The following is a 25,471-nucleotide window of genomic DNA, read 5'->3' as shown; positions in this document are numbered from 1 at the left end:
AGGTTTTCAAGCGCCCCGTATTTAGTGTGCGGGGCGCTTTTGTAACCTGTCTGTTTGGGGTCATTCATGGAAATTTTTCTAGACGCTCTGCCAGCGCTCGGATCCGCGTGGGGGCAAATCTTGCAACCTTTGGTTATCGGCTATCTGGTGATGGGCGTTTGCATGGGCCTCGCCATTGGTGTGTTTCCGGGTTTGGGCGGTATCGCGGGACTTTCCCTGCTTTTGCCATTCATGTTCGGCATGGACCCCATTCTCGGCCTCGCACTGATGATCGGCATGGTCGCTGTTGTTCCGACCTCTGACACTTTCGCCTCTGTTCTGATGGGCATTCCCGGATCATCGGCGTCCCAAGCGACGGTGCTTGATGGTTTTCCAATGGCGAAGAAGGGCCAAGCGGCACGCGCATTGTCTGCGGCTTTTGCATCCTCGCTCTTTGGTGGATTGGTCGGGGCGGCGTTTCTGACCATTTTTATCCTTGTCGCACGCCCTTTGGTGCTAAAATTCCAATCGCCAGAGTTGTTGATGGTCTCCGTCTTCGGCCTTTCGATGGTTGGTATTCTCGCAGGACGCATCGCAATCAAAGGCATTGTCGCGGCTGGACTAGGCTTGCTTATCGGCACGATTGGCGAAGGGCCGTTCAATGGCGAGCTGCGCATGTCGAGCTATGATTTCCCCTATCTGACAGACGGACTCAAGCTGGTCATTGTCGGTCTAGGCATCTTCGCCATCCCCGAGATCGTCGCCCTTTTACGCAAAGACAAAGCGATCAGTGATCGTCAAGCGCTTGGCGGTGGTTGGGTGCTCGGGATCAAGGATTGGTGGGCGAACAAATGGCTCTCTATGCGCTGTTCGATCATTGGGGTCGTCGTGGGTGTTATCCCCGGGCTTGGTGGTTCTGTTGTCGATTGGATTGCGTACGGACACACAATTCAGACGGCCAAAGGCAAAGATCAATTTGGCAAAGGCGATGTGCGCGGCGTGATCGGACCTGAAAGTTCCAACAACGCCAAAGAAGGCGGCGGATTGGTCCCTACCTTGCTGTTTGGCATCCCCGGTTCAGGCTCCATGGCGATCTTCATCGGCGCGCTGGCGTTGCTCGGGAATGGCATTGATGTGGGTCCAAGCCTGCTCGAGAACAACCTAGACTTTGTCTATTCCATCGTATGGCTCTTGGCGCTTGCGAACGTTGTTGGCACGGTGCTTTGCATTGCCATGTCAGGCGGCATAGCCAAGTTAACGAACATTCGTTTCGCACTGCTCGCACCGTTCATCTTTATGGTCATTGCTTTTGCCGCGTTCCAAAGTGGACAAAACCTTATGGACCTTGTTGCCCTTTTCGCGATCGGCTTCTTGGGCATCCTTATGCGCCGCTTTGATTGGTCACGCCCTGCGTTCCTGATCGGTTTCGTGCTCTCCACACCCGTCGAGAATTATTCAAACAACGCCTACCAGATCCAAGGCATCAAATTCCGCCAAGGCTGGGAAACAGGCATCGACTATATCCTGTCATGGATCACCATCACCTTGATCGTGATCACAGTCGCCTCTGTCGTCGTAGGCCTGCGCCAAGCCAAAAACATCTTGGCCGAAGGCGATGTTCCCTCAGGTGGAAAACGCGCGCCTTTGATATTCTTGCTCGCGATCCTCGGCTTCATTGCTTACGCGCTTTATGACGCAGCAACGATCCCTGACTACGCTTGGACTGACCGCGTGTTTCCTATGTTCGTGGCCAGCGTTTCTTTGGTCGGTGCGGTGATTTTGCTGACACAAATGATGCTTGCACCTGAAACGCACACGCTGTTTGCGGACCGCGAAACGGGCAAGGAATCCGAGGACGACACCTACGGCCTGTGGCCGACCCTTGCTTGGTTTGCGTTCCTATTGATCGTCACCGCAATCACAGGTTTCATCATTGCACTCGCCGCGTTTCTGCTGTCGTTCTTACGCATTCGTGCGGGACTAAGCTGGGCGCAAACACTAATCTTCAGCGTAGCGGGCATCGCATTCATGCTGGGCATGGCATGGCTCTTGGGTCGTGATTTCCCGCCCGGAATTTTGCAAAGCTACTTTGACCTACCTTGGCCTTTCACATGACACAGACAGCAGTTCCATATATCTTCATGCGCGGCGGCACATCACGTGGCCCGTACTTTAACCGCGCCCATTTGCCGAGCGATCGCGAGACCTTGGCAAAAGTGCTTATCGCTACGATCGGCTCTGGCCATCCGCTCAATATCGACGGGATCGGTGGCGGCAATGCTGTGACAACCAAAGTCGCTATGCTCTCGAAGTCTGAGGATGACTGGGCCGATGTCGATTACTTCTTTGCGCAAGTGAGCGTTGAGGATCAGATCGTTGATTTCAAACCCACGTGTGGAAATATCCTCTCTGGCGTCGCCTCTGCCGCGCTTGAAATGGGGCTTGTTGGCGCGCAAAATGGCGAAACAGAAGTGCGCATTCACGCGGTGAATACAGGCGCACAAGTCGTTGCCCGTGTTCAAACGCCAGATGGATTGGTGAGCTACGAGGGCGACGCAGCAATTGACGGCGTCCCCGGAACCGCCGCCCCTGTTGCGCTCAATTTCATGAAGGTTGCAGGTTCCTCCACAGGGGCGTTTCTTCCCACAGGAAACCTGACGGACACCTTTGACGGCATTGACGTAACCTGCATGGACGTCGCAATGCCGATGGCTCTCGCGAAAGCCTCTGACTTTGGCCTGACGGGGTATGAAACCCGCGAAGAACTAGACGCCAACCTCGCGTTTTTCAAACAAATGGAAGCTGTTCGACTAAAGGCAGGCAAAGCCATGGGCATGGGCGATTGCACCCAATCGGTTACGCCAAAATTCGGACTTCTGGCAAAAGCAAAAGAGGGTGGCACCATTGCGACACGTTATTTCATGCCTTGGACCACGCATCCCACAATGGCCGTCACAGGCAGCCAATGCATCGCGTCTTGTGCGCTGACACCGGGGACAGTTGCGGATGGGCTGCTAGAGCGCCCTAGCTGTGGTCCTGTAACCGTTACGTTAGAGCATCCAATGGGTCTTATGGACGTGTTGATCGACTTTGAAATGAAAGACGGCGCGTTTCACCACACATCCGCAGGATTGGTGCGCACCTGTCGCAAACTTGCGTCGGGTGAGGTGTTTATCCCGCGAAGCATTTGGGACGGAGCGACATCATGAAACTCGCAATTCTTGATGATTGGTTCGACACCTTGCGCACGCTGCCATGCTTTACCAAGCTCGACGGTATCGATGTCACGGTTTTCACCGATCATGAGCCCGATCCAGATAGGCTCGCTGAACGGCTCAAACCCTTCGATGCCGTCGTGCTCTTTCGCGAGCGCAGTGCCATGACTGCGCAAATCTTGCGCCAACTCCCTAATCTAAAACTCATCTCCCAGCGCAGCGTTTATCCGCATGTGGACGTTGACGCCTGCACCGCCAATGGAACGCTCCTGTGTTCTAACATGCACGCAGGAACGCCCAGCTTTGCGGCGGCTGAACACACATGGGCGCTGATCCTTGCTGCGATGCGCCAAATTCCGCAACAAATGGCGAATATGCAGGCCGGACGCTGGCAGATGGGCGTTGGCAAAACTCTCAATGGGCGCACCTTGGGGCTTTATGGATATGGGCGGATTGCCAAGGCTGTTGAAACCTACGCGACGGCCTTTGGAATGAACGTACTCTGGTGGTCCTCCGAGGCGGGTCGCGCGCGCGCGAAGGCCGATGGCAAAACCATCGCGAGCAGTCGTGACGCGTTTTTTAGCACGCCTGATGTTATCTCTGTGCATGTGCGTTTGAAGCCTTCGACACGGGGTCTCATCACCGCCCATGACTTGGCGCTAATGCGCGACGATGCGCTGTTTGTGAACACGTCACGCGCAGGTCTTATCGAGCCTGATGCGATGCTGAACGCGCTCAACGCGGGAAGACCTGAAAAAGCGGCGCTTGATGTTTTTGATGTTGAGCCAATCACGTGGCTGGATGATCCGCTGATCACCCATCCCAACGTCACCTGCACACCGCATATTGGCTTTGTCACTGAAGACGAGTTCGAGCTGCAATTCTCGGACATTTTCGATCAGGTCGCAGCCTATAAAAACAGCGCGCCGATCCACATGATCAACCCGTCTGTTTGGGATCAAACAGCTTCGCAATAACCGGCGCACCCAAAATCACAAAGAAGATGCGGAACAGGTGGTGCGCCACCACAAACCCCATGTCCGCGCCAACAATGAGCGCGAGCACGACCAATTCAGCCTGCCCACCCGGAGCCAATGACAAGATCGTCTCCATCGGTGGCGCGAGATCGAGCGCGAAGACGCCCAAGACGACCACGCTTGTGAGCACCAACAGAACGACACAAAAGCCCAAGCCTGCCACGACATCGTGGCGTAACTCTTTGCTGGTGATCCCGACGTATTTTGCGCCAATTCCAATAGCGATGAAATATTGCGCGGCCCAGATCGCCTCGGCTGGGGGGCGCGTGTGCAGAATACCTGCCAAGCTGGCGATTGCTGTCAAAATAAGCGGGCCTAAAATCGACGACCCGAACATCCCTATCCTTTTGGCAATACGCCAACCCGCAAGGCCGCAAATAGTCAGGATCGCAATTTGATCCAACTCGAACGTCGTCACCGACGCCCCGGGAGGTGTGTCTAAATTCGCGTCCCAAAATTGCGTCAAGATCAACGGCAGGATGACCACAATCACCAAAACGCGCGTTGCATGGATCAACGAGATCGCGCGCACATTGCCGCCCGCCTCTTCGCCAAAGGCAATCATGTCCTGCAAACCGCCCGGCATTGAAGCGTAATATGATGTCGCAAAATCATAGCCCGCGAAGCGTTGGAAATACCAAACCCCCATAACACCAATGCCGATCACCATAAACGGAATTAGGATCAGCGTGTCCCAAATACCCGGCAACGCGACGAAGAAAGCGGTCGTCACGCTTGCACCAACCGCCACCCCGAGGATCGTGCGCATGCCTTCACTGAGCGGTTTGATGACCGAGAGTTTCACCCCGAAAAGGGCCGCGAGCAAGCAGGCAAACATAGGGCCAAACAGCCAAGGCAGCGGAATATGCAGCCACAAGAACGCGAGCACGCCTGTGAGGCTGATAAGATGGGTGATGAGGTGACTAGGGCGCAATGTGTAGCGCCTTCAGGCGGTGATCAAGCGATGCTTCCATGTGTTGGCGCATCTTGTCAGCAGCATCGTCAGGGTTTGCGGCTTTGAGGGCTTCGATAATGTCCGCATGCTGCGCCACGACCGTTGCGACGCGCGCGTCTGTTTCCAATGTTGTTTTACCAAGTAGAATAAGCGCATGGGACAACGCATGATAACTATGTGCAAGAAACTGGTTGCGCGCTGCTTGCATGATGCAGTGATGAAAGGCGCGGTTGAGAATAGCGACCTTTATCGGATCACCAGAGTTCTGCGCCATGTCTTCGTTTAGGCCCTCAAGCGTGCGAATTTCCGCGCCTGATGCATGCTTTGCAGCCATGGCCGCTGCTGTGGTTTCGAGCACGATGCGCATCTCGTAGAGCTCTACGATTTCTTGCTGACCAAGCGTGCGCACAACAGCGCCAACGCGCGGCATGTGAATGACGATGCCTTCTGCCTCTAGCCGCCTGATCGCTTCGCGCACAGGGGTTCGAGACACGCCAAATCGCGTGGCGAGTTCGGTCTCAAGCAAACGATCCGCAGGCTTGAGTTCGCCGGTCTCGATAGCTTGAAAAAGTTGATCATAAGCAGATTGCATGAGAGGCCTTGTCGTTTGATGTAGATATTGTATACGCATGGATACAATTTAGCAAGGAATGTAAAATGTCAGATACTGGATCGCCGATTTGGGACGTTATCATCGTGGGATCAGGCAACGCAGCCTTGAGCGCAGGCATTGCGGCCTGCGAAAAAGGGGCGTCGGTCTTGATGATCGAAAAAGCAGACCAACACATGTCCGGCGGCAATACCAAATACACCGCCGGCGCGATGCGCTTTGCCTATGAGACCAGCGACGCCCTGCTTCCTTTACTTGCACACCCCGAAGATCCACGCGTGCCGCGCGCTGACTTTGGCAGTTATACGCAAGAGAAATTCAAGTCCGATTTGCTTGGCTTTAACGACGGCAAACCGCTCACACCGGAACAGGATATTCTGGTATCGCAAAGCTATGAAACGATGCATTGGCTCGCAGGTCATGGCGTCACGTACGAGCCGATCTGGGCGCGGCAAAGCTTTGAGAAGGATGGTAAAATCATCTTTTGGGGCGGCCTGACTTTGGCGGCAGAGAATGAGGGCGTTGGCCTCTTTGACATGGAACTCGCCGCGTTTGAGCGCCTTGGTGGTCAGATCAGATACAACACTGAATTTGCAGATCTTGTGGTGCAGGATGGCACTGTTTGCGGCGTGACACTCGCCGATGGCTCTACTCTTTCGAGCGCTTCTGTCATCCTCGCGTGCGGTGGTTTTGAGAGCAATGAGCAAATGCGTATTGAGCTGATTGGCCCAGAATGGGAACATGCCAAAGTGCGCGGTACGCCGCATAATACAGGTGATGGCCTCAAGGCGGCATGGGCGATCGGCGCGCAGAAATACGGGCGCTATGATGGCTGCCACGCGACGCCGATGGACTACTTCATGAAGAACTACGGCAATCTCGATATACCCCATGGCGAACGCAAAAACTATCGCAAGATCAGCTACTTCCTAGGTGTCATGCTGAACGAAGAAGGACAGCGTTTTGTCGATGAGGGCATCGAATTTCGCAACTATACTTATGCACAATTCGGTCGTGCCGTCTTGCAGCAACCGGGACAACGCGCTTGGCAAATCTATGATGCGAAGGTTTTTGATATTCTTTACGGCGAATACCGCTTCCACGATGCTCATTTTGAAGAAGCCGATGATCTAGCGACGCTGCTGGGCAAGTGCGATGGACTAGACGCTGATGCCGCTCTCGCGACCCTCGCAGAATACAACGCATCCGTTGCCCAAGAAATCGTTTTTGACCCGACGATCAAAGATGGCAAATCCGCAAAATCAGGCGATCTTGCGAAATCCAATTGGGCCCAAACGCTCGACAAAGGACCCTTTCGCGCGTTCCCTGTGACGGGTGGTATCACGTTTACCTACGGTGGTTTGAAGGTGTCCGAAAAAGGGCAAGTTCTGAATGAAGACGGCGCAGCTATCGAAGGTTTATTTGCCTGCGGCGAAATCGTAGGTGGCGTGTTCTTGAACGGCTATCCGGGCGGGTCCGGTCTGACCTCTGGCGCGGTGTTTGGGCGGCTTGCAGGGGCAAGCGCTGCGAGTGAATAATCAAATCACGCGCTTCATGAACCAGCGCTGATGGCCCATCGGCGCTTGGTTCAATTCATTCGCCAATGCGCCGAACGTCACAAATCCTTGCGAGAGGTAGAAGTGATGTGCAGCCGCGTCGGATGTGTCGAGCCATGCGCTGTGGCAGCCTAATTCCTTCGCCCGGCTCAAGGCTGCATCGATCAGATCACGCCCGTAACCTTGACCGCGTGCGGGTGGCTCAACGAACAACACCTTGATCAAAAGCCAGCCGTAGGCTGTAGACGCAGTAAGTCCGCCAAGCGTTGCGCCACTCGCATCGCTCAGCGCTAACGAAAAGGCGGCGTTCTCGCTTTGCGTCGACTTATTGCGCAATTCACACAGCAGCTTGGCTTCGATTTCATCTGCAAAATCAGCCTCTTGCGTCAGGTTGATCTGTGCGCCTTGCTCCATCACTGCTTACGCCAACCAACGCGCGTAATCGCTTACCAGTAAATGTTTGGGCGCGACATCTTCGTCAATCTGGGCAAAACGACCGATTGGTTCACGAAAGATATTGTCTGTCTCGTCGTCATTCACCGTAGAGACTTCACCAATCAAAACATCACCGCCCTCGCCCCAGAACGCATGCCAATCACCGGGGCGCAGCGTGACACTTTCACCGGGGGCGAATTTGAGTTTCTCGCCGGGCGCATAGTTGCGCAAAATGCCATCGCACATGACCTGCCCGCCGCGATCTTGTGAAAAATTACCGGCCTCATCAGAACCGAACAACTCAACCACCAAAGTGGCACCACCACGGTTGATGATGTCTTCGGCTTTGAGCACATGAGTGTGCATCGGCGAGAGCTGGTCTTGCTTTGAAATCAACAACTTCTCTGCGTAGCACATGCCACCGCCTCGCTCGAGATCAGACTGCAAACCATTTCGCAAAGTGAACAGGAACAGACCCATTTCATCAAAGCGCCCTTCGCCGTAATCGGTGATATCCCAGCCGCAACGTGCATCAATCACGTGGCGCGCGTTGGCGATGTTGGCTTTGAACTGCTCGGGTGTCCAATAGGCAAAAGGCGGTAGCGCAAAGCCATAGCGGCGCATCATCTCATCGGCCTGCGCGATGATCTCGTTAATCTCAGAACGCTTCATGCGGACTCTCCCGTACGCAAACCTTCAGCGTTGAAAAAGTGCAAACGCGTTTCATCAAATCGTAGACCAATCGTTTGCCCTTCAATCTCATCCGCAGAACCGGCAGTGCGCACAGTCAGCAAACCTAAATCACCGCAATCGACATAGTGGAAATAATCCGCACCAAGATATTCGCTGACTTGCACAGTGCCTTCGCAATGGCCTTGCCCCGTCGCTACGACAGCGATGTGTTCAGGTCGAATACCAAGCTGCACGGCGTCTTTGGGACCTAGGTTCTTCAGCGCATCGGTTTCACACGCCATCAAGTTCATTTTCGGGCTGCCGATAAACTGCGCAACAAACACATTATCGGGGTGCTCATATAGCTCGCGCGGAGAGCCGACTTGCATGATCAAGCCATCTTTCAGCACCACAATGCGATCCGCCAAAGTCATCGCTTCGACCTGATCGTGGGTCACATAGACCATCGTGCTGGCAAGCGTCTTGTGCAAGCGCGCAATCTCAAAGCGCATGTCCACGCGCAAGGATGCATCGAGGTTCGAGAGCGGCTCGTCAAAGAGGAAACCCTTGGGTTTACGCACAATCGCGCGGCCAATCGCAACACGTTGACGCTGACCACCAGACAGGTCTTTGGGACGTCGATCGAGGTAGTCGTTCAGCTTCAACGTTTCCGCTGCCGCGTTCACCTTTTCTGCGATTTCAGTCTTTGGTGCACCTGCGGTTTTTAACGCAAACCCCATATTGTTACCAACAGAGAGATGCGGATAAAGCGCGTAAGATTGGAAAACCATCGACAGCTCGCGCTCTGACGGGACCTTGTGGGTGACATCGTCCCCATCAAGTATGATTTGTCCTCGGCTCGTCTCTTCCAGACCTGCGATCATGCGCAAGAGCGTGGACTTTCCGCATCCCGAAGGACCTACAAAAATGATCAGTTCACCGTATAGGATATCAAGATCAATCCCTTTGATGACCTGCACTTCGCCGAACCATTTTTCGACAGATTTCAGACTGATAGACCCCATCTGCGGTTCTCCCCTTCGCGGCTTAAGCCACGCCTTTTAGTTTTGTTTCATGCTGCCAAGACAGCCACACAGCGGCGGTCCAAGAGAATTGTGAACTCACGCAACCTTCGCCCGTGACCGGATTGAAGCATTCCCAAAAACCAGATTGCTCAATCGCGCGGCACAGGTCTGCGCGCACGCGCTCTGCCATCGCGTTTTCGCCCTGCTCGGATAGTCCAAGCGCCGTCATGTAATTCATCTGTGGCCAAAGTGGTCCGCACCAATAGCGCTGTGGTTCGAAATCGGCGGCATCAGGGTCCCAACTCGGCAACATATAATCGACGCGCGCCGCGATCCGCTCCATATTTTCCAGCGTTTTGGCACGTTGCTCAGGCGTGCCGCTGTCTGCGTAGAAACACAAAGCGCTGCAATTACTGAAACCACCAGAGAACTGGCCCGTGCGCACATCACGCGCAGTGAAGGCACCTAGGTCGTCGTTCCAAAGATAATCCGTTGCCGCTTCACCTTTGTCGATCCAGCCATCGATCTCATCTGTTGGTTTGCCCAAATCCACCGCCATAGCGCGCAGATCTTTGTCGGCACGCAAAAGCACAAAGTGAATGTTAGGATCCGCCATCAAGAACGGCCCTTCGTCGGTCAAACGGCGCTGATCCCAACCCACACTTTGACCAAACTGCACGATGGTGAGGAACTTGTCATATTGCTCTTGGCTGGGTCGGAATTTGGGATCGGAATGCTTGTTGTCCATCCGCGTGTAGGGCGCGAGATCCGGTGCAACCGTCATTCCGTCAAGACCGATGTTCCACTCAGGACAATTGTCGCGGCCCGTTTCCCAAGGATGCACAGTGGTCACTATGCCAGCAACGGTGCGCGCCTCGTGGAACCATTTGTGAGACGCATAAAGCGCATCATAGACTTCAGCGCGGCGCGCTTTGTCTTGGGCCGTTGCGTTATCAGTTAACGTTCTCACAACCGTCGCCAAAACAGGTGGCTGCGAAATTCCCGTCGAAGGGATCGGCCCTAAAGTATTGCCCCAGCGCGAAGGCCCCGGAAAATAGTCAGGATCATCGCTGCGGAAAATGATCGAAGGGATCATGCCATCGGGCCATTGCCCTTCGATCAGGGTTGTAATCTCGGACCATGCGCGCGTGAAATCATAGGTCGCAATGCCCAGCGCAACAAAGGCGCTGTCCCAATTCCATTGATAGGGATAGAGACCGCTGGTTGGAATTGTATACCCACCACGATCATTTTTCGTGAGGATATCAATCGCTTTCTGAGTGAGTGACATAGATTTACCCTTTCACACTGCCAGCGGTCAGACCCGCAACCAAGAAACGCTCAAACCACAAAAACAGCGCGAGCACAGGAACTGTTGCGATAACCGCGCCTGCCATGAGATGTTGGCGCGGAACCTCTGATGAATTCAACTCCGCGATACCGCGCGAGAGCGTATAGAGATCGACATTATCGAGGAACATAAACGCAAACAGAAATTCGTTCCACGCAATCATAAAGACGTAGAGCGCCACGGACGCCAATGCTGGCAGCGCAAGCGGCAATGTGATTTTGCGGATCACGTTCATCCGCGTAAGACCATCCATCAAACCCGCTTCTTCCAACTCTGCGGGAATGCCGCGAAAGTAACCTTGCAGCATGTAAAGCGCGACAGGAATGGTCGTAGCAGGATAGACAAGCAACAAACCCCAGAGCGTGTTGCGCATGCCGAGCTGGCTAAAGATTGCATAGAGCGGGATCACCAGAACGATCATGGGGACCATGTAGATCAGTAGGATCGAGCGAGAGAGAAATTTCTGCCCCGGAAAACGCAAGCGCGCAACGGCGTAGGCCCCAGGCACCGCGAAGAAGAGAGTGATCGCAACCGTCGCGAAAGAAACGAGCGCGGAGTTCATCAAGTACGTGCCAAAGTGATATTGCGTGAAAAGCTCGATATAGCTGCGGAAACATCCCTAAAAGGCCAAACATTGAACCAAACAGCGCTTCTGAAATGCGCTCGAACTGATGATAAACGCCCCGCACCCCGCCAAGCGAAAACAGCAGGCCATAGGTGCCGTAGATTGTGAATATGATCGCAGCAGATCCAAGCGTGAACATCATTAAAACGGCGGTGTTGGTCATAGCTGGTCCGACAAACGTAGATAAAGACGCCCAAAGCAAAACCACCTTCGGATTGGTGGCCGTGACCGTCAGCCCATGCGCAAAATCAGTCCACATCCCATGGCTTTGCACAGCCTTGATCTGTCCGCCTGTACCGGTAAATGCTGCGCGCCAGCCTTTGAAACCGAGCCATACCAAATAGGTGCCACCGAGCACGCCAAGAATAAGCAAAAGCGCCGGATAAGCAGAAAACAAGGTGCCAAGGCCAACGGCCGTCAGGAAGGACCAAAAGAATGCACCAGCAGCCAAACCTGCAGCGACGGTAAGTGCGGATTGACGTCCAGACCCCAAGGCGCGCGAAGCGACCGCGACCAAGTTAGGACCCGGTGAGATGGCCGCACTTGCAAGGGCGAGCCAAGCCGCCAACAAAAGTGGTGTGTAATCAAACATGCGTTGCTCCTGCACTATGCGGCGTTGATGCCAACTTCAGGAACGTGCGATCCTCGCGTAGCAGGAATTTTTCCTTTTGCGCAAATTCGTAGTTTTCGCGACCAAGTGGATCATCTGCCAATCGCGCGCGATAGGCTTCATAATCGGCCAGACTCGCAACATTGTAGATGCCATAGGCCAACGTGCTGGACCCTTCATGAGGGGAATAATACCCGATAAGGTCGGCACCACAGCGCGGTATCGCCTGCCCCCAATTGCGGGCATATTGCTCGAACTGGGGTTTTTTGGTCGGATCAATCTGATAGCGAATAATGCAGGTTAGCATTTCAATGTCCTTTCTGGGCATTTCATATGGACAGCAAAAAGCCATCCGGCGCATTTCACCGAATGGCTTTCTAAGGTTCAGGTCTGTGGTTTTGGTCTAGCTTTAGGCGGCAGCCGTCGCTTCAATTTCAAACAACAGGCCAGGAATTGCCAAGCGGGTCACGCCGAGCAGGGTCATGGGCGGAGCGTTTTGTACCGGACCAAATCGCATCCCCATCAGATCAAAGTTCTTCAACGCCTCATCAACGTCGGTCGCATAAACGCCAAGCTTGATGACATTGCTCAGATCCATCCCTGCCCCTTTCAGAACTGCTTCTAGGTTATCCAACGCCAGAGCAATCTGGGCACGCATGTCACCAGCGTGTTGCGGCGCGCCATTCTCATCGACAGCGATTTGACCCGCGACGATCAACTGGCGCGTTTGGCCCTCGATGATTTCAGCTTGATTGTAACCAAGCTTCAGAGACCAGTTCCATGGGTTTACAGCAGTACGTTTCATGTTCGTTTCCTTTGGTTGATGTGTTCTGAAACCTTTCTAAAATTAATTAGTGCCAAATTTTGTCACCATTTATGCTAGAGTGACAAAATGAACATTAGAAACCGACATGACACCATCGTACGCACGCTGCGGCGCAACGGAACAGCAACAGTAGACACGCTGGCCCAAGAGGTGGGTGCATCGCGGCGTACCGTGTTGCGCGATATTTCAGCCCTGCGCGATGAAGGCTTTGTTATCTATTCCGAAAGCGGTCCGGGCGGGGGACTGCAACTTGATCCGCAATCGATGCAAACCGCCACGCGCCTGTCTGTGGCTGAGGTGTTTGCCCTACTGATCAGTGTCGCTGCGATGCGCGCGGCGCAAAATCTGCCGTTTTCTGATCTCGCGGATGCAGGGCTTGCCAAGATCGAAAAGTCTTTGCCTTCCGAAAAGGTCCGCGATTTACGCCGCTTCTTGGAGTGTCTGCACATTGGTCAGCTTTCGCCAAAACAGGATCTGTCCGATCTGGGCAAGATTGACCCCGCCTTGCTTCCCGCGTTTGAGAGCGCCTTTTTGGATCAAACCCTGATCCGGTTCGCGTACCGTGACGCTAAGGGCGCAGTCACATATCGAGAGGTTGAGCCGCAAGCGATGCTGATTTTGCAACCTTTGTGGTATCTGGTGGCGTGGGATCCTGCGCGGGATGGGTTCCGCCATTTCAGGATGGATCGTATCAGCGCACCAGAGTGCCTTATTGGCACATCGTTTAGGCGCAGACATGTGCCTTTTGAGGATGATGTTTCCCCATATCAGGACGTCATGCGCTGAATGAACCCGTGCTCGCTATAGGACGTCAATATGCCTGAAACCTCATGCTACCAAGCTGCGCGAGACCTCGCGAAACCCATAGTATCGTGTTTCTGAAAAAAGTGAGTCAGCGATGGCGGCTTAAGAAAGCATCCTTTTCCACCTGAGATGGTGTTTCGCCTGCAAAGATTTCCACATACTGACATCCTGCCAGCGCGCGTCGAAGACGCGGTTCGGACACATGCATTGAATAGTAGCCCGTTTGGGTCAAAATAACTGTTAGCGCACGAAAGTGTGCCACATCTCCAGCCCTCCCAAACCGCTCGAACAATGCCGTAACCGCGCTTAACCTATCTTTGTCGGACTGATCGACGATGTCTTGTAAGCGCGTATCATTGCGCGCCCAGTTTCGGATCGCGAGATCGAGCGGCGCGTCAAACAGGTCATTGTCGATCCAGCAATCAATGAGATTAAAAAGAGCTGCGCAGAGACTTGGCGCAGGCATCGCACAGCGGTCCAGAATGATGCCTGTGTTGCGGGTCTGCCATATGTCGATGATGCCATCATGGAGCTCTGACAGATCTTTGAAATGCCAGTAAAAACCTGTCCGCGTCAGATTCAGCTTTTTGGCAAGCGGCATGATTTTGACCGCGTCTATCCCTTCGGTGACGAAAAGATCATAGGCCGCGCTGAGCCAAATCTCTCGGCTTGCGCGTGTTCTGATGGGTGGGACTTCGTTCATACGACTGTACTAAAGAACTTGACAGATGTGTCAATTGACGGAAATGTCGACTTGACACCTATGTCAGGAAAGCACGCTCAAGAAAGAAATAAAATGTCCAGCGACCCACTCTTGCAACCGTTTCAGCTCAAACACCTCACACTGCGAAACCGCATTATGACGACCAGCCACGAACCAGCCTATCCGCAAGATGGCATGCCAAAAGAACGCTACGCCGCATATCATGCAGAGCGCGCGAAAGCGGGCGTGGCCCTTGCTATGACGGCAGGATCGGCAGCGGTCAGCCGTGACAGTCCGCCTGTGTTTAACAACATCCTTGCCTACAAGGACGAGGTCGTGCCGTGGATCCAGAACCTGACAGATGCGGTGCACGAACATGACTGTGCAGTGATGATCCAGCTCACCCACTTGGGGCGGCGCACAAATTGGAACAAAGGGGATTGGTTGCCGTCGCTGTCATCCTCCAAGCACCGCGAGCCTGCGCATCACGCTTATCCCAAATTGATAGAAGATTGGGACATTGAGCGCATCATTAGCGACTTCGCTGACGCCGCTGAACGTATGAAGGCAGGCGGCATGGATGGGATTGAATTACAGGTCTACGGCCACCTGCTCGATCAATTCTGGTCGCCTTTGACCAACGATCTGGTTGGACCTTACGGCGCTGATACGCTGGAAAACCGCATGCGATTCCCGCTGGACGTAGTCGACGCAATCCGCAAACGCGTTGGTGCAGAGTTCATCGTTGGCCTTCGCTACACGGCGGACGAAGCACAGAAAGGCGGTATCACCCATGACGAAGGTTTGGAAATTTCCAAACGTATCGCGGCCACAGGTCAGGTCGACTTTCTCAACGTGATCAAGGGACGCATACATACAGATCCAGCCATGACCGATATGATCCCGATCCAAGGGATGAAGTCCGCGCCACACCTCGATTTCGCAGGTGAGGTCCGCAAGGCCACAGGTATGCCGACCTTTCATGCGGCGCGCATTCCTGATGTGGCCACAGCCCGACATGCGGTACAGGCAGGTCTGCTCGATATGGTCGGAATGACACGCGCGCATATGGCCGACCCGCATGTCGTGCGCAAAATCATTGAAGGTCGCGAAGACGACATTCGTCCCTGCGTAGGCGCAACCTACTGCCTTGATCGCATTTACCAAGCGGGCGAAGCTCTATGCATCCATAACGCAGCAACGGGTCGTGAATTATCTATGCCGCATGATATTCCTGCCGCTGCGGTCAGGAAGAAAATTGTGATCATCGGCGCAGGCCCAGCAGGGCTAGAAGCCGCTCGCGTCGCGTCCGAGCGTGGTCATGACGTCACCGTGTTTGAGGCCGCAGCAGAGGCTGGCGGACAAGTACGCTTGACCGCGCAATCCCCCCGCCGCCGAGAAATGATCGGGATTATTGACTGGCGTATGGCGCAATGCGCAGCACGCGATGTCACGTTCCATTTCAACACGTGGGCCGAACCGGAGGATGTGACCACCCTCAACCCTGATGTCGTGATCGTCGCAACAGGCGGCATGCCAAACTTGGAACTGTTCGAACAAAAGGGCACGCAGGCCCATGTCGTCTCAGCCTGGGATATTATCTCAGGGGACGTAAAGCCCGCAGGCAAAGTTCTGATCTATGATGAAAGTGGGGATCATCCTGCGCTACAAGCTGCCGAAGTTGCCGCCAACGCGGGTGCTTGCGTCGAAATCATGACGCCTGATCGCACCTTCTCGCCGGATGTTATGGCAATGAATTTAGTGCCCTACATGCGCTCTTTGCAGGATAAGGATGTGACTTTTACGGTCACCCGTCGCCTGATAGGGGTCATGCAAACCGGCAACACACTGACCGCGACGATCGGCACGGATTATAGTGATCATACCTACGAGACCGAGGTCGATCAGGTTGTTGTAAACTACGGCACTTTACCGCTGGATGAGCTCTATTTCGACCTCAAACCCGCCTCGGTTAACTTGGGAGAGGTGGATTATGAAGCGCTTATTGCTGGCACACCTCAAAGCATCGAGCCCAATACAAATGGCACCTTCCAGCTCTTTCGCATTGGCGATGCCGTCTCCGCGCGCAACACACACGCTGCAATCTATGACGCCCTGCGTCTGCTAATGGACATCTGATATGCGCAGCAGTAAAACCATTCACGTCGTGTCCTGCCATGCGGAAGGCGAAGTCGGCGATGTGATCGTCGGTGGCGTGTCTCCTCCGCCGGGAGAAACCTTATGGGAGCAACGCACTTGGATCGCCAAGGATGAAACCTTGCGCAATTTCATGCTTAATGAGCCACGCGGCGGCGTGTTTCGCCATGTAAATTTGCTCGTGCCACCTGTGCATCCAAAGGCCCAAATGGGGTGGATCATAATGGAGCCCGAAGACACGCCGCCGATGTCTGGCTCAAACTCGATCTGCGTTGCGACCGTGCTTTTGGACAGCGGTATCATCGCGATGACAGAACCCGTCACCGAAATGACCTTGGAGGCCCCCGGCGGGTTGGTCCGCGTACGCGCTGAATGCCGCAACGGCAAAGCCGAGCGGATCACCGTGCGCAACTTGCCTTGCTTTGCGGGCGAACTGGACGTGCCGTTGGATGTGAAAGGGATCGGCAAGATCACGGTCGACACAGCCTTTGGCGGCGATAGTTTTGTCGTCGTTGATGCGGCGGCGCTCGGGTTTGAATTGATCGCGCGCGAGGCCAAAGAGCTCGCTGATTTGGGCGTCGAGATTACAAACGCTGCCAATGCACAACTGACATTTCACCACCCTGACAATCCAGACTGGCAGCACTTCTCGTTTTGCCTTTTTGCAGGACCGATCACACGCGATGGCAGCCACCTTACCACTTCTGCCGCGGTGGCTATACAGCCGGGCAAAATTGATCGATCTCCAACGGGAACAGCCGCCTGCGCGCGCATGGCGCTTCTTCATGCACGCGGTGACATGCACGTCGGTGAAACCTTCACAGCCCGCTCGATCATCAACTCAGAATTCCATGGCCGGATCACTGAAACGGCCACCGTAGGTGACACACCCGCGATCATCCCCGAAATCACAGGCCGCGCTTGGATCACTGGCACACATCAACACATGCTGGACCCCGATGACCCATGGCCCGAAGGATACCGTCTGAGCGATACATGGCCCGATCTGAAAGAACCCTTTTAGCTGCGCACTTGGCACCTGCGCTCTAACGCAATTTGATTTGTGAACGGGCATCTAGAGTCAGCGGTTTCACTGGTTTCATTAAAGTTCAGCGACGAGCGCAAAATGAACAACGCGACCGAGGAGCGTGTTTCTTTCATAACCCTGCGCAATGTTATCTGTGTACTTCTTGGCATTTTGGTACGAGTGGTACGAGACTTTAATTCTAGGAAGAATCGCCCCCATGTCTCCGGCTCAAACCCCTAAGAACCTTCAACGTGGATGGATCATCCCGATCGGTGGAGGTGACAGAAAAGTCCGCTCTTCTCCAATCTTGCAACGCTTGGTCGAATTGAGCGGTGGTGCCGACGCGCGAATGGTGATTATTCCGACCGCTTCCCAGTTGGAAACGGCCGGGCAACGGACGGCTGATGTGTTTAAGGAACTCGGCGTTACCAACATCGAGATATTAGACATCGAAACACGGGCTGATTGCGAAAACCCGGAGATCCTCGAAAAACTGGACGCGGCGACAGGTGTCTTTATGACAGGCGGCAATCAGCTTCGGTTGGCGACCACCATCGGCGGCACATCTGCGGCAAAGTCATTGCGCGCCGGCAACGCGCGCGGCGTTCACATCGCTGGAACCTCTGCGGGTGCTGCATTTGTGTGCGAACATATGATTGCCATCGGTAAATCTGGTGGAACACCAAAGCGCGGCATGGCATCCTTGGCACCCGGTTTGGGTCTGACCAATCGCGTGATCGTCGATCAGCACTTTCGCGAGCGCGACAGGCTTGGCAGGCTGATGACAGCACTTGCGTACAACCCCTTCGCGACCGGTATTGGCGTTGATGAGGACACGGCGGCGTTCATTGGACCCGATGATGTCATCGAAGTTTTCGGAAGTGGTGGTTTAACGATCGTTGATCCATCAGAAATCGAGTTTTCATCAATGGCGGACACAAATATGGGCGCACCTGTTGGACTTATCGGGGTAAAGCTGCATATCCTCCTCGCAGGAGATCGCTACGATCTCAACACACGCAAGGCGTTTCCAATCGGAAGCGAGTGAGCTGCGACGATCCAAATAACAAAATAAAGGGGAACCTGCATGAAGATTCTTGAAACGTCTGTCTTTCGAGGTCCAAACATATATGCAAAGTTCCCAGTTATCCGGCATGTCGTCGATATCGGCATCTTAGAAGAATGGCCGTCCGCAAAGATCGGCGAAGACTTTATCGAGAAATTGCTTGATGCCCTGCCCGGCCTTCAAGAGCATGGCTGCTCTTACCGCGAACCTGGCGGGTTTGTGCGTCGTCTGCGCGAAGATGAAGGCACGTGGATGGCCCATATTTGGGAACACATGTCGATAGAACTGCAGAATGTTGCAGGCTCTGACGTGTCCTTCGGGCGCACGCGTGACGCCGGCGAAACTGGCCTCTACAATATGGTGTTTCAATACGAGCAAGAAGAGGTTGGCCTACACGCCAGCCAGCTTGCGCTTGATTTCATTCATAATCTGCTACCGGACCACTTGGTCGAAAACGGCGAGCGCGTTGAAGGTTTTGACTATACCGCTGAGTCAGAGGCGTTTATCCGGACCGCTCAACGCAAAGCACTTGGCCCCTCTACCGCGTCGTTGGTGAATGCAGGTATCGCACGCGATATCCCGTGGATGCGCCTCAACGAATACAGCTTGATCCAGCTTGGATACGGTAAATATCAAAAACGCATTCAGGCAACGATCACATCCGAGACTGATTATATCGCAACAGACTTGGCCTCTGATAAAAAAGCGACCAATCGGATTTTGGGCGACCTTGGTTTGCCAGTCCCACGCCAGATTTCAGCAACCAGCGCAGAAGACGCGGTCAAAGCGGCCAAACGCATTGGGTTTCCCGTCGTCGTAAAGCCACTGGATGGCAATCACGGCAATGGAATTTCTATCAACCTAATGACAGCCGAGGCCGTCACAGAAGCATTCGATTTCGCACTTGCAAACAACAAGCGCGGGCGCACGATCATTGTCGAGACCTTCATTGAGGGCTTGGACCACCGCATGTTGGTGATTGATGGCAAACTGGAAGCCGTCTCAAAGCGCGTGCCGGGGCACATAGTCGGCGATGGGACACACACCGCTGCCGAGTTGATTGAAATTGTGAACTCCGATCCGCGACGTGGTGTCGGCCACGAGAAAGTCCTGACGCGCTTGGAATTGGACAAGACAGCGATAGAGCACTTGGCAGAGGTTGGTTACGACGAAAATACCGTTCTCGCTGAAGGCGAAGTTGTGTTTTTGCGCTCGACCGCAAACCTCTCTACAGGTGGCACGGCTGTGGATGTGACCGACATTGTGCACCCCGATAACCGCAATATGGCAGAACGCGCGATCAAAGCCATTGGCCTTGATATTGGCGGCGTCGATTTTCTCACAGCGGATATTTCGCAATCCTACAAGGACATTCCCGCAGGCATTTGCGAAGTGAACGCCGCCCCCGGCTTTCGAATGCATGTCGCACCGAGCGAGGGCAAGCCGCGCGATGTCTCGGGTGCCGTGATGGACATGTTGTTTCCTGCTGGCACGCCCAGCCGCGTACCGATTGCATCGATCACGGGAACAAATGGCAAAACCACCGTCTCACGGATGGTTGCGCATATACACAAACTCAGCGGCAATACCGTCGGATTGGCCACCACTGACGGTGTCTATATTGACGGTAATCTTACGGTCAAAGGCGATTTGACTGGCCCACGCGCGGCGCAGATGATCCTTCGTGATCCAACAGTTGACGCTGCAATCTTGGAAACCGCGCGCGGCGGTTTATTGCGCAGCGGCATGGGTTATGAGCGTTGCGATGTGGGTGCCGTCATCAACGTGGACGCGGATCATTTGGGCCTGAAGGGCATCGAAACCGTCGAAGACCTCGCGCGTGTTAAGCGCATCGTTGTCGAGGTGGCGACAGACACAGCCGTGCTCAACGCGGATGATGAGCTGTGCTTGAAAATGGCAGGCCATACCCAAGCTGATAACATTTGCTACGTAACGATGAACGCCCATCATCCTTTGGTGCGTGAACATGTCCGTCTTGGTGGGCGCGCAATTGTGCTTGAGCAAGGCATGAATGGCCACATGATCACAATCTACGAGAAGTCGTCGAATATTCAGCTGATGTGGACACATCTTATCCCTGCGACCCTTGACGGCAAGGCCATGCACAACGTCCAAAATGCGATGTTCGCAGCTGCTATTTGTTTCTCAATGGGTAAGTCACTTGAAGACATCAGGCAAGGCTTGCGCACATTCGCGACCTCCTATTTCCAAGCGCCAGGTCGCTTGAATGTCTTTGATGAGCATCCTTTCAAAGTGATCCTTGATTACGCGCACAACCCCGCTGCGATCGAGGCGATGACAAAACTTTGCACTCAATTAGAGCCAAAGGGTCGCAAGATCATTTGTTTCTCGATGCCCGGTGACAGGCGCGATGAAGACATTGTTGCAGCGGCCACAATCGTTGCAGGAAAGTTTGATCACTATATCTGCAAAGCAGATGACGGGCGACGCGGGCGCGGCGATTCAGAAGTGCCTGATCTGCTGCGAAAAACGCTGTTGGAGAACGGCGTCACTGACGCGCAAATCAACGTTATTCCTGATGAAGCGACTGCGGTTGACACCGCCTTGGGCTTGGCCGCCGCTGATGATCTTTTGATGGTGTTCGGTGACAATATTTCGCGGACTTGGAAACAAATTATCTACCTCAATCGCCCCGAAGGCGTTGTAGAGGAAGGCGCTGCAGAAACGACAGAGCTTGTATCTGTCCCTCAAACATTGGGCGCGCCCGACAGCACGCTAGATCCGCTCGCTGACGCGACCCCTGTTGAGGATGCACCAGATATCCCCGAGAATATGTTGCTGGGCGGCATGCGCATGATCCGTGACGCGCGCGGCGTTCGCCTTGAGGACACAGGAGACGAAGACGGTGACTGAACTACAAAACCTGCGCCGTCTGACCGGTTCAAACTTTCTAATGCCTGATGTAGGTGCCGCTGCTGAAGCAACGATTATTGATACGAACAAGGCATTCACGATATCGCTTTGGCGCACTTGCGCGCGCTCACTCTTGGATGGTGTTGGCTGGACAAACAGCAAGATCGCAATGCGCGCATTTGACGGGGGCGCGACATTGCAAGTCAGTGCACCAACCGACGCCCTTTTTGCTGCAACGCATCTGATCGAACTGTCTTGGGACGCAGTCAGCGCTCAATTGGCAGACGAAACCTACGATATTGACGCCGCCATAGAAGCTTTGCGCGCGCAAATAGCATCAGAGCTGGCACCAAAAGAAGTGGCCCTTGCGCAAGCCGCACAAAAACATGGCGTGACCTACCTTGGGCATGACGACAAGATATCGCTTGGTTTAGGCGTTGGTGCAGCGGTTTATGAGACTGCCGACCTGCCAACGCCAGACGCCGTCGATTGGGACAGACTGCATGACGTTCCTGTGGCTATGGTGACGGGGACAAATGGCAAATCAACAACCGTCAGATTGGCGGCTGCAATTGGTGCGGCAGCTGGCAAATGTGTTGGCCTATCATCAAGTGATTGGGTCCGTGTAGGTGGCGATATCTTGGACGAAGGCGATTACTCCGGTCCCGCAGGTGCGCGTCTTGCGGTGCGCGATCCGCGCGTTGAACTTGCGATCATTGAAACCGCGCGTGGTGGTCTGATGCGTCGCGGCCTGCCTGTTCCCAAAGCAGATGTTTGCGTGCTGACCAATATCGCGGCCGATCACCTCGGCACCTATGGCATAATGGATGTTGCCGCTCTGGCCGATGCCAAGTTCCAATTATCCCAAGCAGTGCGCCCCAGAGGGCGATTAGTTTTGAATGCTGATGATCCTGAACTGGTCGCCAGAAGCACTCAGTTTGGTGGTGACATAACATGGTTCGGTTTGAAATTCGGCCAAGCCGCGCGCGACGTTTGGATCGCGACAGGCAGCCGCGTCGCGTTTGTGTGTGACGGCCAATTGATGCTCGCGCGCGATGGCAAAGCTATGCCAGTTCTGTCGATTGACGACTTTAAGCCAGCCTTGGGCGGCGCGGCTGAATTTAACGTGTACAACGCACTCGCCGCGATTTCGCTGGCTGATGCACTGGATATCCCCCGCTCCGCGATGGCCGTTGGGCTTGCAGGGTTCACCGATTCACCGGACGAAAATCCGGGGCGTGGGAACTATATCGAAGTGGGCGGCCTCACACTTTTGATCGACTTTGCGCATAACCCTCACGGCGTTGCAGCCCTAGCGCCTGCGATCAAATCATTTCCCTCAAAGCGACGCTTGGTGATTGCGGGGCAAGCCGGGGATCGCAGCAACAAAGATACCTGCGACATGATCCAAGCTATGTGGACCATTGAGCCGGACGTAGTTGTCGTTGCAGAACTTCCGCATTTGTTGCGCGGGCGCGAGCCGGGTGACCTTACCAAAGTGATGTCGGATGAATTGCTGCGCCTCGGCGCAAGCGAAGATGGGATCATCAAGACTGGCACCGAATTTGAAGCTGTCCTTGAGGCGCTGGAATGGGCGCAACCGGGCGACTTCCTAGCACTTTTGATCCATGAAGATCGTGTGAGAACAATGGCGTTTCTAGACACATTGCGACAATGTGGATGGCAGGCAGGCGATGCATTGCCACCACAAAATGCGACTTAAATCTCAGGTTCAAACACTCTAACAACGGGCTGCATTGTGCTGGAAACAGCGGCCCGTTTCATCCCGTCGCTGTTATACGGCATTGCGATGTTGCCTTGTGCATCAATCGCAATGAGCCCACCGTCACCCTCAAATTTTGCAACTTCATCAAGTACTTGAAGAGCAGCTTGATCAAGCGGTGCGCTGGCATACCGCATACGGGCGGACACATCATATGCTGTCGCCGTACGCATAAAGGCCTCGCCCAAACCGGTGCAGGACACAGCAACTGTGTCATCCGCCCATGTTCCAGACCCGATAATGGGCGTGTCACCCACGCGGCCAACAAGCTTTCCAAATGTGCCGCCTGTAGACGTTCCTGCGGCCAATTCTCCGTGAACATCCAAGGCAACCGCCCCGACTGTACCGTGATTGGCTGTGTCGCCAGAACCATGGGTTTCATGCTCTGTATAATATGCCAGTGGGTCCTGAATTTCGTCCAAGCCGGCATCTTTGGCCGCAAGCTGTGCACCAGCACCTGCCAGCATGACATGACGTCCATCTTCTAAAACGCTCAGCGCTGCTTTAATCGGGCTTTTGATGCCCTCAATCGCAGCCACTGCGCCTGCACGCCTTTTCGGTCCACACATCAGCGAAGCATCAAGTTCAAACGCCCCAGTCGAATTCGGAGCAGATCCTTTTCCAGCCACATACAATCCCGACGCCTCAAGTGCTTCGATTGCCCAAACCACGACGTCTAACGCGGGTTGACCTTGTATCAGCATTTCTTGGCCAGCAGAGATCAATTCTGAGAGATGTTCTTTTTGCTTCGTATAATCAGTCCCGGGCCGCGCCCCTGCCCCGCCGTGAAGTACCAATGCGTAAGTCATATTCGTTCCGATTTAAATTATAGCTATCCCCATACTCTTCTCAATTTCAGGGCATGGCTAGATGCATTGCAGCAATTACGAAACGTAAGCGAAAGGAAAATCGGAAACAGATGGCGCGAGCCTCCGAAAGAGAAACCAGCCCCATGCAGAGGTCTAAATCACGCGACGATGCGAACTTTTCAAAGCGGATTTCGCGGAACTGGTGGCGCTACACGGTGACAAGCGATGCAAGAGATCGTAGCCAAGAGGTAGCTGCACCCTACGCGTATAAGAAAATGGAAACGGCTGGCGATTAAGGGCGCGAAATCACCGAAGAGTTCCAAGCAAAACACATCATCGATGAATGCATAGAATGCTAAGTTCTGAGCGCGCTCAGAACCGCTCTTGATAAGCGCATGCCAGACACAGCATACTTCACCCGAGCGGACATACGAAAAGTGGCATAAAAACCAACCTGACGCATCTTTACCAAGCCACCAACCTGTCCTCAAAAGCAGGGCCACTCCACCAATCCTTCGCCTGTTTGACGTCAGTCGAGAAAAGCTAACGTATACTGAACTTCGGGCTAAAATGATCGAAAAAGCCCATGAGTATGATCCGTCTGTCATCTTGCTTGAAGATGCCGGGGTCGGCACAAGTCTGATTGACGTTCTTCGGCATGAAGGCCTCAATGCGGTTGAAGTCCAGCCTACACAATCAAAAGAAATACGAGCCCACATTCAGACGCCAAAATTCCAAAGCAGTCGCGTGTTGTTCCCCAGATCAGCGCCCTGGTTATCTGAACTAGAAGCTGAAATCCTCGCGTTCCCCTCAAGACGCAATGACGATCAGGTCCACTCAATCACTCAGGCGTTAGCTCATGAATATTTGACGATCGGAAGTGGGGTTGAATGTCTTTAAGTTCGCAGTGGAGCGGTGCTCCATTCGAATTTCGTGTAAAGTGACAATCTGCTGCGCAGCGTTCGCGATGTGGCAATTCATATGTCGTGTAACATTCGTTGAGCTTAGATGGCCGTGATGCGGGACCTAGCGCTAGTTCGATGCACACAAGTCAATGGCAGCTTTTCGACCCATTCAAGGCAGAAGGCTGTGCAAATGCCTCCTCTAGTTCGACGATCGGGGTTGTGCGATTGGCAAGCAGGTATTGCGGTCTATACGATGCAGGTCGCGCGCAAGAGTCGGCTTGCGGCGATGCCATCACGCCATCTGCTGTCCAAAAAGTGCTAAGCGAGCTGAAGATGTGGTTTATCCCCAATTGCGATTTTTGTTAGTGAACTGAAGTGGTCCGGCAAAACTGGACAGCGTGCTAAGATGTATCCAACCTTGAAGAC

The 25,471-nt window shown here is 54.1% G+C and carries 21 protein-coding genes and 2 pseudogenes; 11 read left to right on the top strand and 12 right to left on the bottom strand.

All coding sequences use genetic code 11. The features are described from left to right. Positions 1-66: 66 nt before the first annotated feature. From PFRI_RS10210 to PFRI_RS10200, 3 genes are read left to right on the top strand one after another with little or no spacing between them, the layout of a single operon-like run. Positions 67-2,094: a tripartite tricarboxylate transporter permease gene (locus tag PFRI_RS10210; RefSeq protein ID WP_072630607.1), complete on the top strand. Its 2,028-nt coding sequence runs from the start codon at positions 67-69 to the stop codon at positions 2,092-2,094. Then, positions 2,091-3,188 carry a 4-oxalomesaconate tautomerase gene (locus tag PFRI_RS10205; RefSeq protein WP_072630606.1) on the top strand — a complete coding sequence of 366 codons (1,098 nt, stop codon included), beginning with the start codon at positions 2,091-2,093 and terminating at the stop codon, positions 3,186-3,188. Before PFRI_RS10210 ends, PFRI_RS10205 begins: the two co-directional genes overlap by 4 nt. Beyond that, a complete protein-coding gene (locus tag PFRI_RS10200) occupies positions 3,185-4,171 on the top strand; it encodes a D-2-hydroxyacid dehydrogenase family protein (RefSeq protein ID WP_072630605.1) in 987 nt (328 codons plus the stop codon). The genes PFRI_RS10205 and PFRI_RS10200 overlap by 4 nt, the downstream gene beginning before the upstream one ends. On the opposite strand, the gene PFRI_RS10195 is transcribed toward PFRI_RS10200, so the two are convergent. Both PFRI_RS10195 and PFRI_RS10190 read right to left on the bottom strand, forming a co-directional pair. Continuing rightward, positions 4,134-5,165, bottom strand: a complete 1,032-nt coding sequence (locus PFRI_RS10195; protein WP_072630604.1) for an AbrB family protein — start codon at positions 5,163-5,165, stop codon at positions 4,134-4,136. The two genes, PFRI_RS10200 and PFRI_RS10195, sit on opposite strands and share 38 nt — an antisense overlap. Further along, positions 5,155-5,778 carry a GntR family transcriptional regulator gene (locus tag PFRI_RS10190; protein ID WP_072630603.1) on the bottom strand — a complete coding sequence of 208 codons (624 nt, stop codon included), beginning with the start codon at positions 5,776-5,778 and terminating at the stop codon, positions 5,155-5,157. The genes PFRI_RS10195 and PFRI_RS10190 overlap by 11 nt, the downstream gene beginning before the upstream one ends. A gap of 65 nt (positions 5,779-5,843) precedes the next feature. On the opposite strand from PFRI_RS10190, the gene tcuA reads away from it, so the two are divergent. After that, entirely contained in the window at positions 5,844-7,334 is a 1,491-nt protein-coding gene (tcuA, locus tag PFRI_RS10185) for an FAD-dependent tricarballylate dehydrogenase TcuA (RefSeq protein WP_072630602.1), read from the top strand. Here tcuA and PFRI_RS10180 read toward each other — a convergent pair whose 3' ends face one another. From PFRI_RS10180 to PFRI_RS10145, 8 genes and pseudogenes are all read right to left on the bottom strand, one after another. Further along, positions 7,335-7,766: a GNAT family N-acetyltransferase gene (locus PFRI_RS10180; protein ID WP_072630601.1), complete on the bottom strand. Its 432-nt coding sequence runs from the start codon at positions 7,764-7,766 to the stop codon at positions 7,335-7,337. A 6-nt stretch (positions 7,767-7,772) separates the two neighbouring features. Beyond that, positions 7,773-8,459 carry a D-lyxose/D-mannose family sugar isomerase gene (locus PFRI_RS10175; RefSeq protein WP_072630600.1) on the bottom strand — a complete coding sequence of 229 codons (687 nt, stop codon included), beginning with the start codon at positions 8,457-8,459 and terminating at the stop codon, positions 7,773-7,775. Next, on the bottom strand, positions 8,456-9,484 hold the full coding sequence (locus PFRI_RS10170; protein ID WP_072630599.1) for an ABC transporter ATP-binding protein: 1,029 nt from the start codon (positions 9,482-9,484) through the stop codon (positions 8,456-8,458). Before PFRI_RS10170 ends, PFRI_RS10175 begins: the two co-directional genes overlap by 4 nt. A 22-nt stretch (positions 9,485-9,506) precedes the next feature. Further along, a complete protein-coding gene (locus PFRI_RS10165; RefSeq protein ID WP_072630598.1) occupies positions 9,507-10,775 on the bottom strand; it encodes an MGH1-like glycoside hydrolase domain-containing protein in 1,269 nt (422 codons plus the stop codon). 4 nt (positions 10,776-10,779) lie between these two features. After that, positions 10,780-11,448: pseudogene (locus PFRI_RS10160) on the bottom strand (carbohydrate ABC transporter permease); the annotation flags it as partial. A 61-nt stretch (positions 11,449-11,509) separates the two neighbouring features. Further along, positions 11,510-12,052, bottom strand: a pseudogene (locus tag PFRI_RS21660) (LysE family translocator); the annotation flags it as partial. Continuing rightward, complete coding sequence (locus PFRI_RS10150; protein ID WP_072630596.1) at positions 12,045-12,377, bottom strand: NIPSNAP family protein; 333 nt, start codon at positions 12,375-12,377, stop codon at positions 12,045-12,047. The gene PFRI_RS10150 and the pseudogene PFRI_RS21660, both read right to left, overlap by 8 nt. A gap of 102 nt (positions 12,378-12,479) precedes the next feature. After that, positions 12,480-12,875: a RidA family protein gene (locus PFRI_RS10145; RefSeq protein WP_072630595.1), complete on the bottom strand. Its 396-nt coding sequence runs from the start codon at positions 12,873-12,875 to the stop codon at positions 12,480-12,482. A gap of 87 nt (positions 12,876-12,962) precedes the next feature. Here PFRI_RS10145 and PFRI_RS10140 point away from each other — a divergent pair, with 87 nt between their 5' ends. Continuing rightward, on the top strand, positions 12,963-13,682 hold the full coding sequence (locus tag PFRI_RS10140) for a helix-turn-helix transcriptional regulator (RefSeq protein ID WP_072630594.1): 720 nt from the start codon (positions 12,963-12,965) through the stop codon (positions 13,680-13,682). 106 nt (positions 13,683-13,788) lie between these two features. On the opposite strand, the gene PFRI_RS10135 is transcribed toward PFRI_RS10140, so the two are convergent. Beyond that, positions 13,789-14,403 (bottom strand): TetR/AcrR family transcriptional regulator, encoded by a 615-nt coding sequence (locus PFRI_RS10135; RefSeq protein WP_072630593.1) that lies wholly within the window; start codon positions 14,401-14,403, stop codon positions 13,789-13,791. A gap of 93 nt (positions 14,404-14,496) precedes the next feature. On the opposite strand from PFRI_RS10135, the gene PFRI_RS10130 reads away from it, so the two are divergent. The 5 genes from PFRI_RS10130 (at position 14,497) to PFRI_RS10110 (ending at position 23,271) form a co-directional block, all read left to right on the top strand. After that, positions 14,497-16,542, top strand: coding sequence for an NADH:flavin oxidoreductase (locus PFRI_RS10130; protein WP_072630592.1), 2,046 nt, complete (start codon positions 14,497-14,499; stop codon positions 16,540-16,542). 1 nt (position 16,543) lies between these two features. Further along, the gene (locus tag PFRI_RS10125) at positions 16,544-17,584 is read left to right on the top strand and encodes a trans-3-hydroxy-L-proline dehydratase (protein ID WP_072630591.1); all 1,041 of its coding nucleotides are present in this window, start codon (positions 16,544-16,546) and stop codon (positions 17,582-17,584) included. A 220-nt stretch (positions 17,585-17,804) separates the two neighbouring features. Further along, on the top strand, positions 17,805-18,635 hold the full coding sequence (locus tag PFRI_RS10120) for a cyanophycinase (RefSeq protein ID WP_072630590.1): 831 nt from the start codon (positions 17,805-17,807) through the stop codon (positions 18,633-18,635). Positions 18,636-18,674: 39 nt separating this feature from the next. Beyond that, entirely contained in the window at positions 18,675-21,548 is a 2,874-nt protein-coding gene (gene cphA / locus PFRI_RS10115) for a cyanophycin synthetase (RefSeq protein WP_072630589.1), read from the top strand. Then, complete coding sequence (locus tag PFRI_RS10110; RefSeq protein WP_084649664.1) at positions 21,541-23,271, top strand: Mur ligase family protein; 1,731 nt, start codon at positions 21,541-21,543, stop codon at positions 23,269-23,271. Before cphA ends, PFRI_RS10110 begins: the two co-directional genes overlap by 8 nt. Here PFRI_RS10110 and PFRI_RS10105 read toward each other — a convergent pair. Beyond that, on the bottom strand, positions 23,268-24,140 hold the full coding sequence (locus PFRI_RS10105; RefSeq protein ID WP_072630588.1) for an isoaspartyl peptidase/L-asparaginase family protein: 873 nt from the start codon (positions 24,138-24,140) through the stop codon (positions 23,268-23,270). The genes PFRI_RS10110 and PFRI_RS10105 overlap by 4 nt on opposite strands. Positions 24,141-24,524: 384 nt before the next feature. On the opposite strand from PFRI_RS10105, the gene terL reads away from it, so the two are divergent. Further along, positions 24,525-25,040 (top strand): phage terminase large subunit, encoded by a 516-nt coding sequence (terL, locus tag PFRI_RS21855; protein ID WP_281249319.1) that lies wholly within the window; start codon positions 24,525-24,527, stop codon positions 25,038-25,040. Positions 25,041-25,471 lie beyond the last annotated feature (431 nt).

The organism is Planktotalea frisia (assembly GCF_001890925.1).
GTDB lineage: Bacteria > Pseudomonadota > Alphaproteobacteria > Rhodobacterales > Rhodobacteraceae > Planktotalea > Planktotalea frisia.
This window is presented reverse-complemented; position numbering and strand designations above follow the sequence as displayed.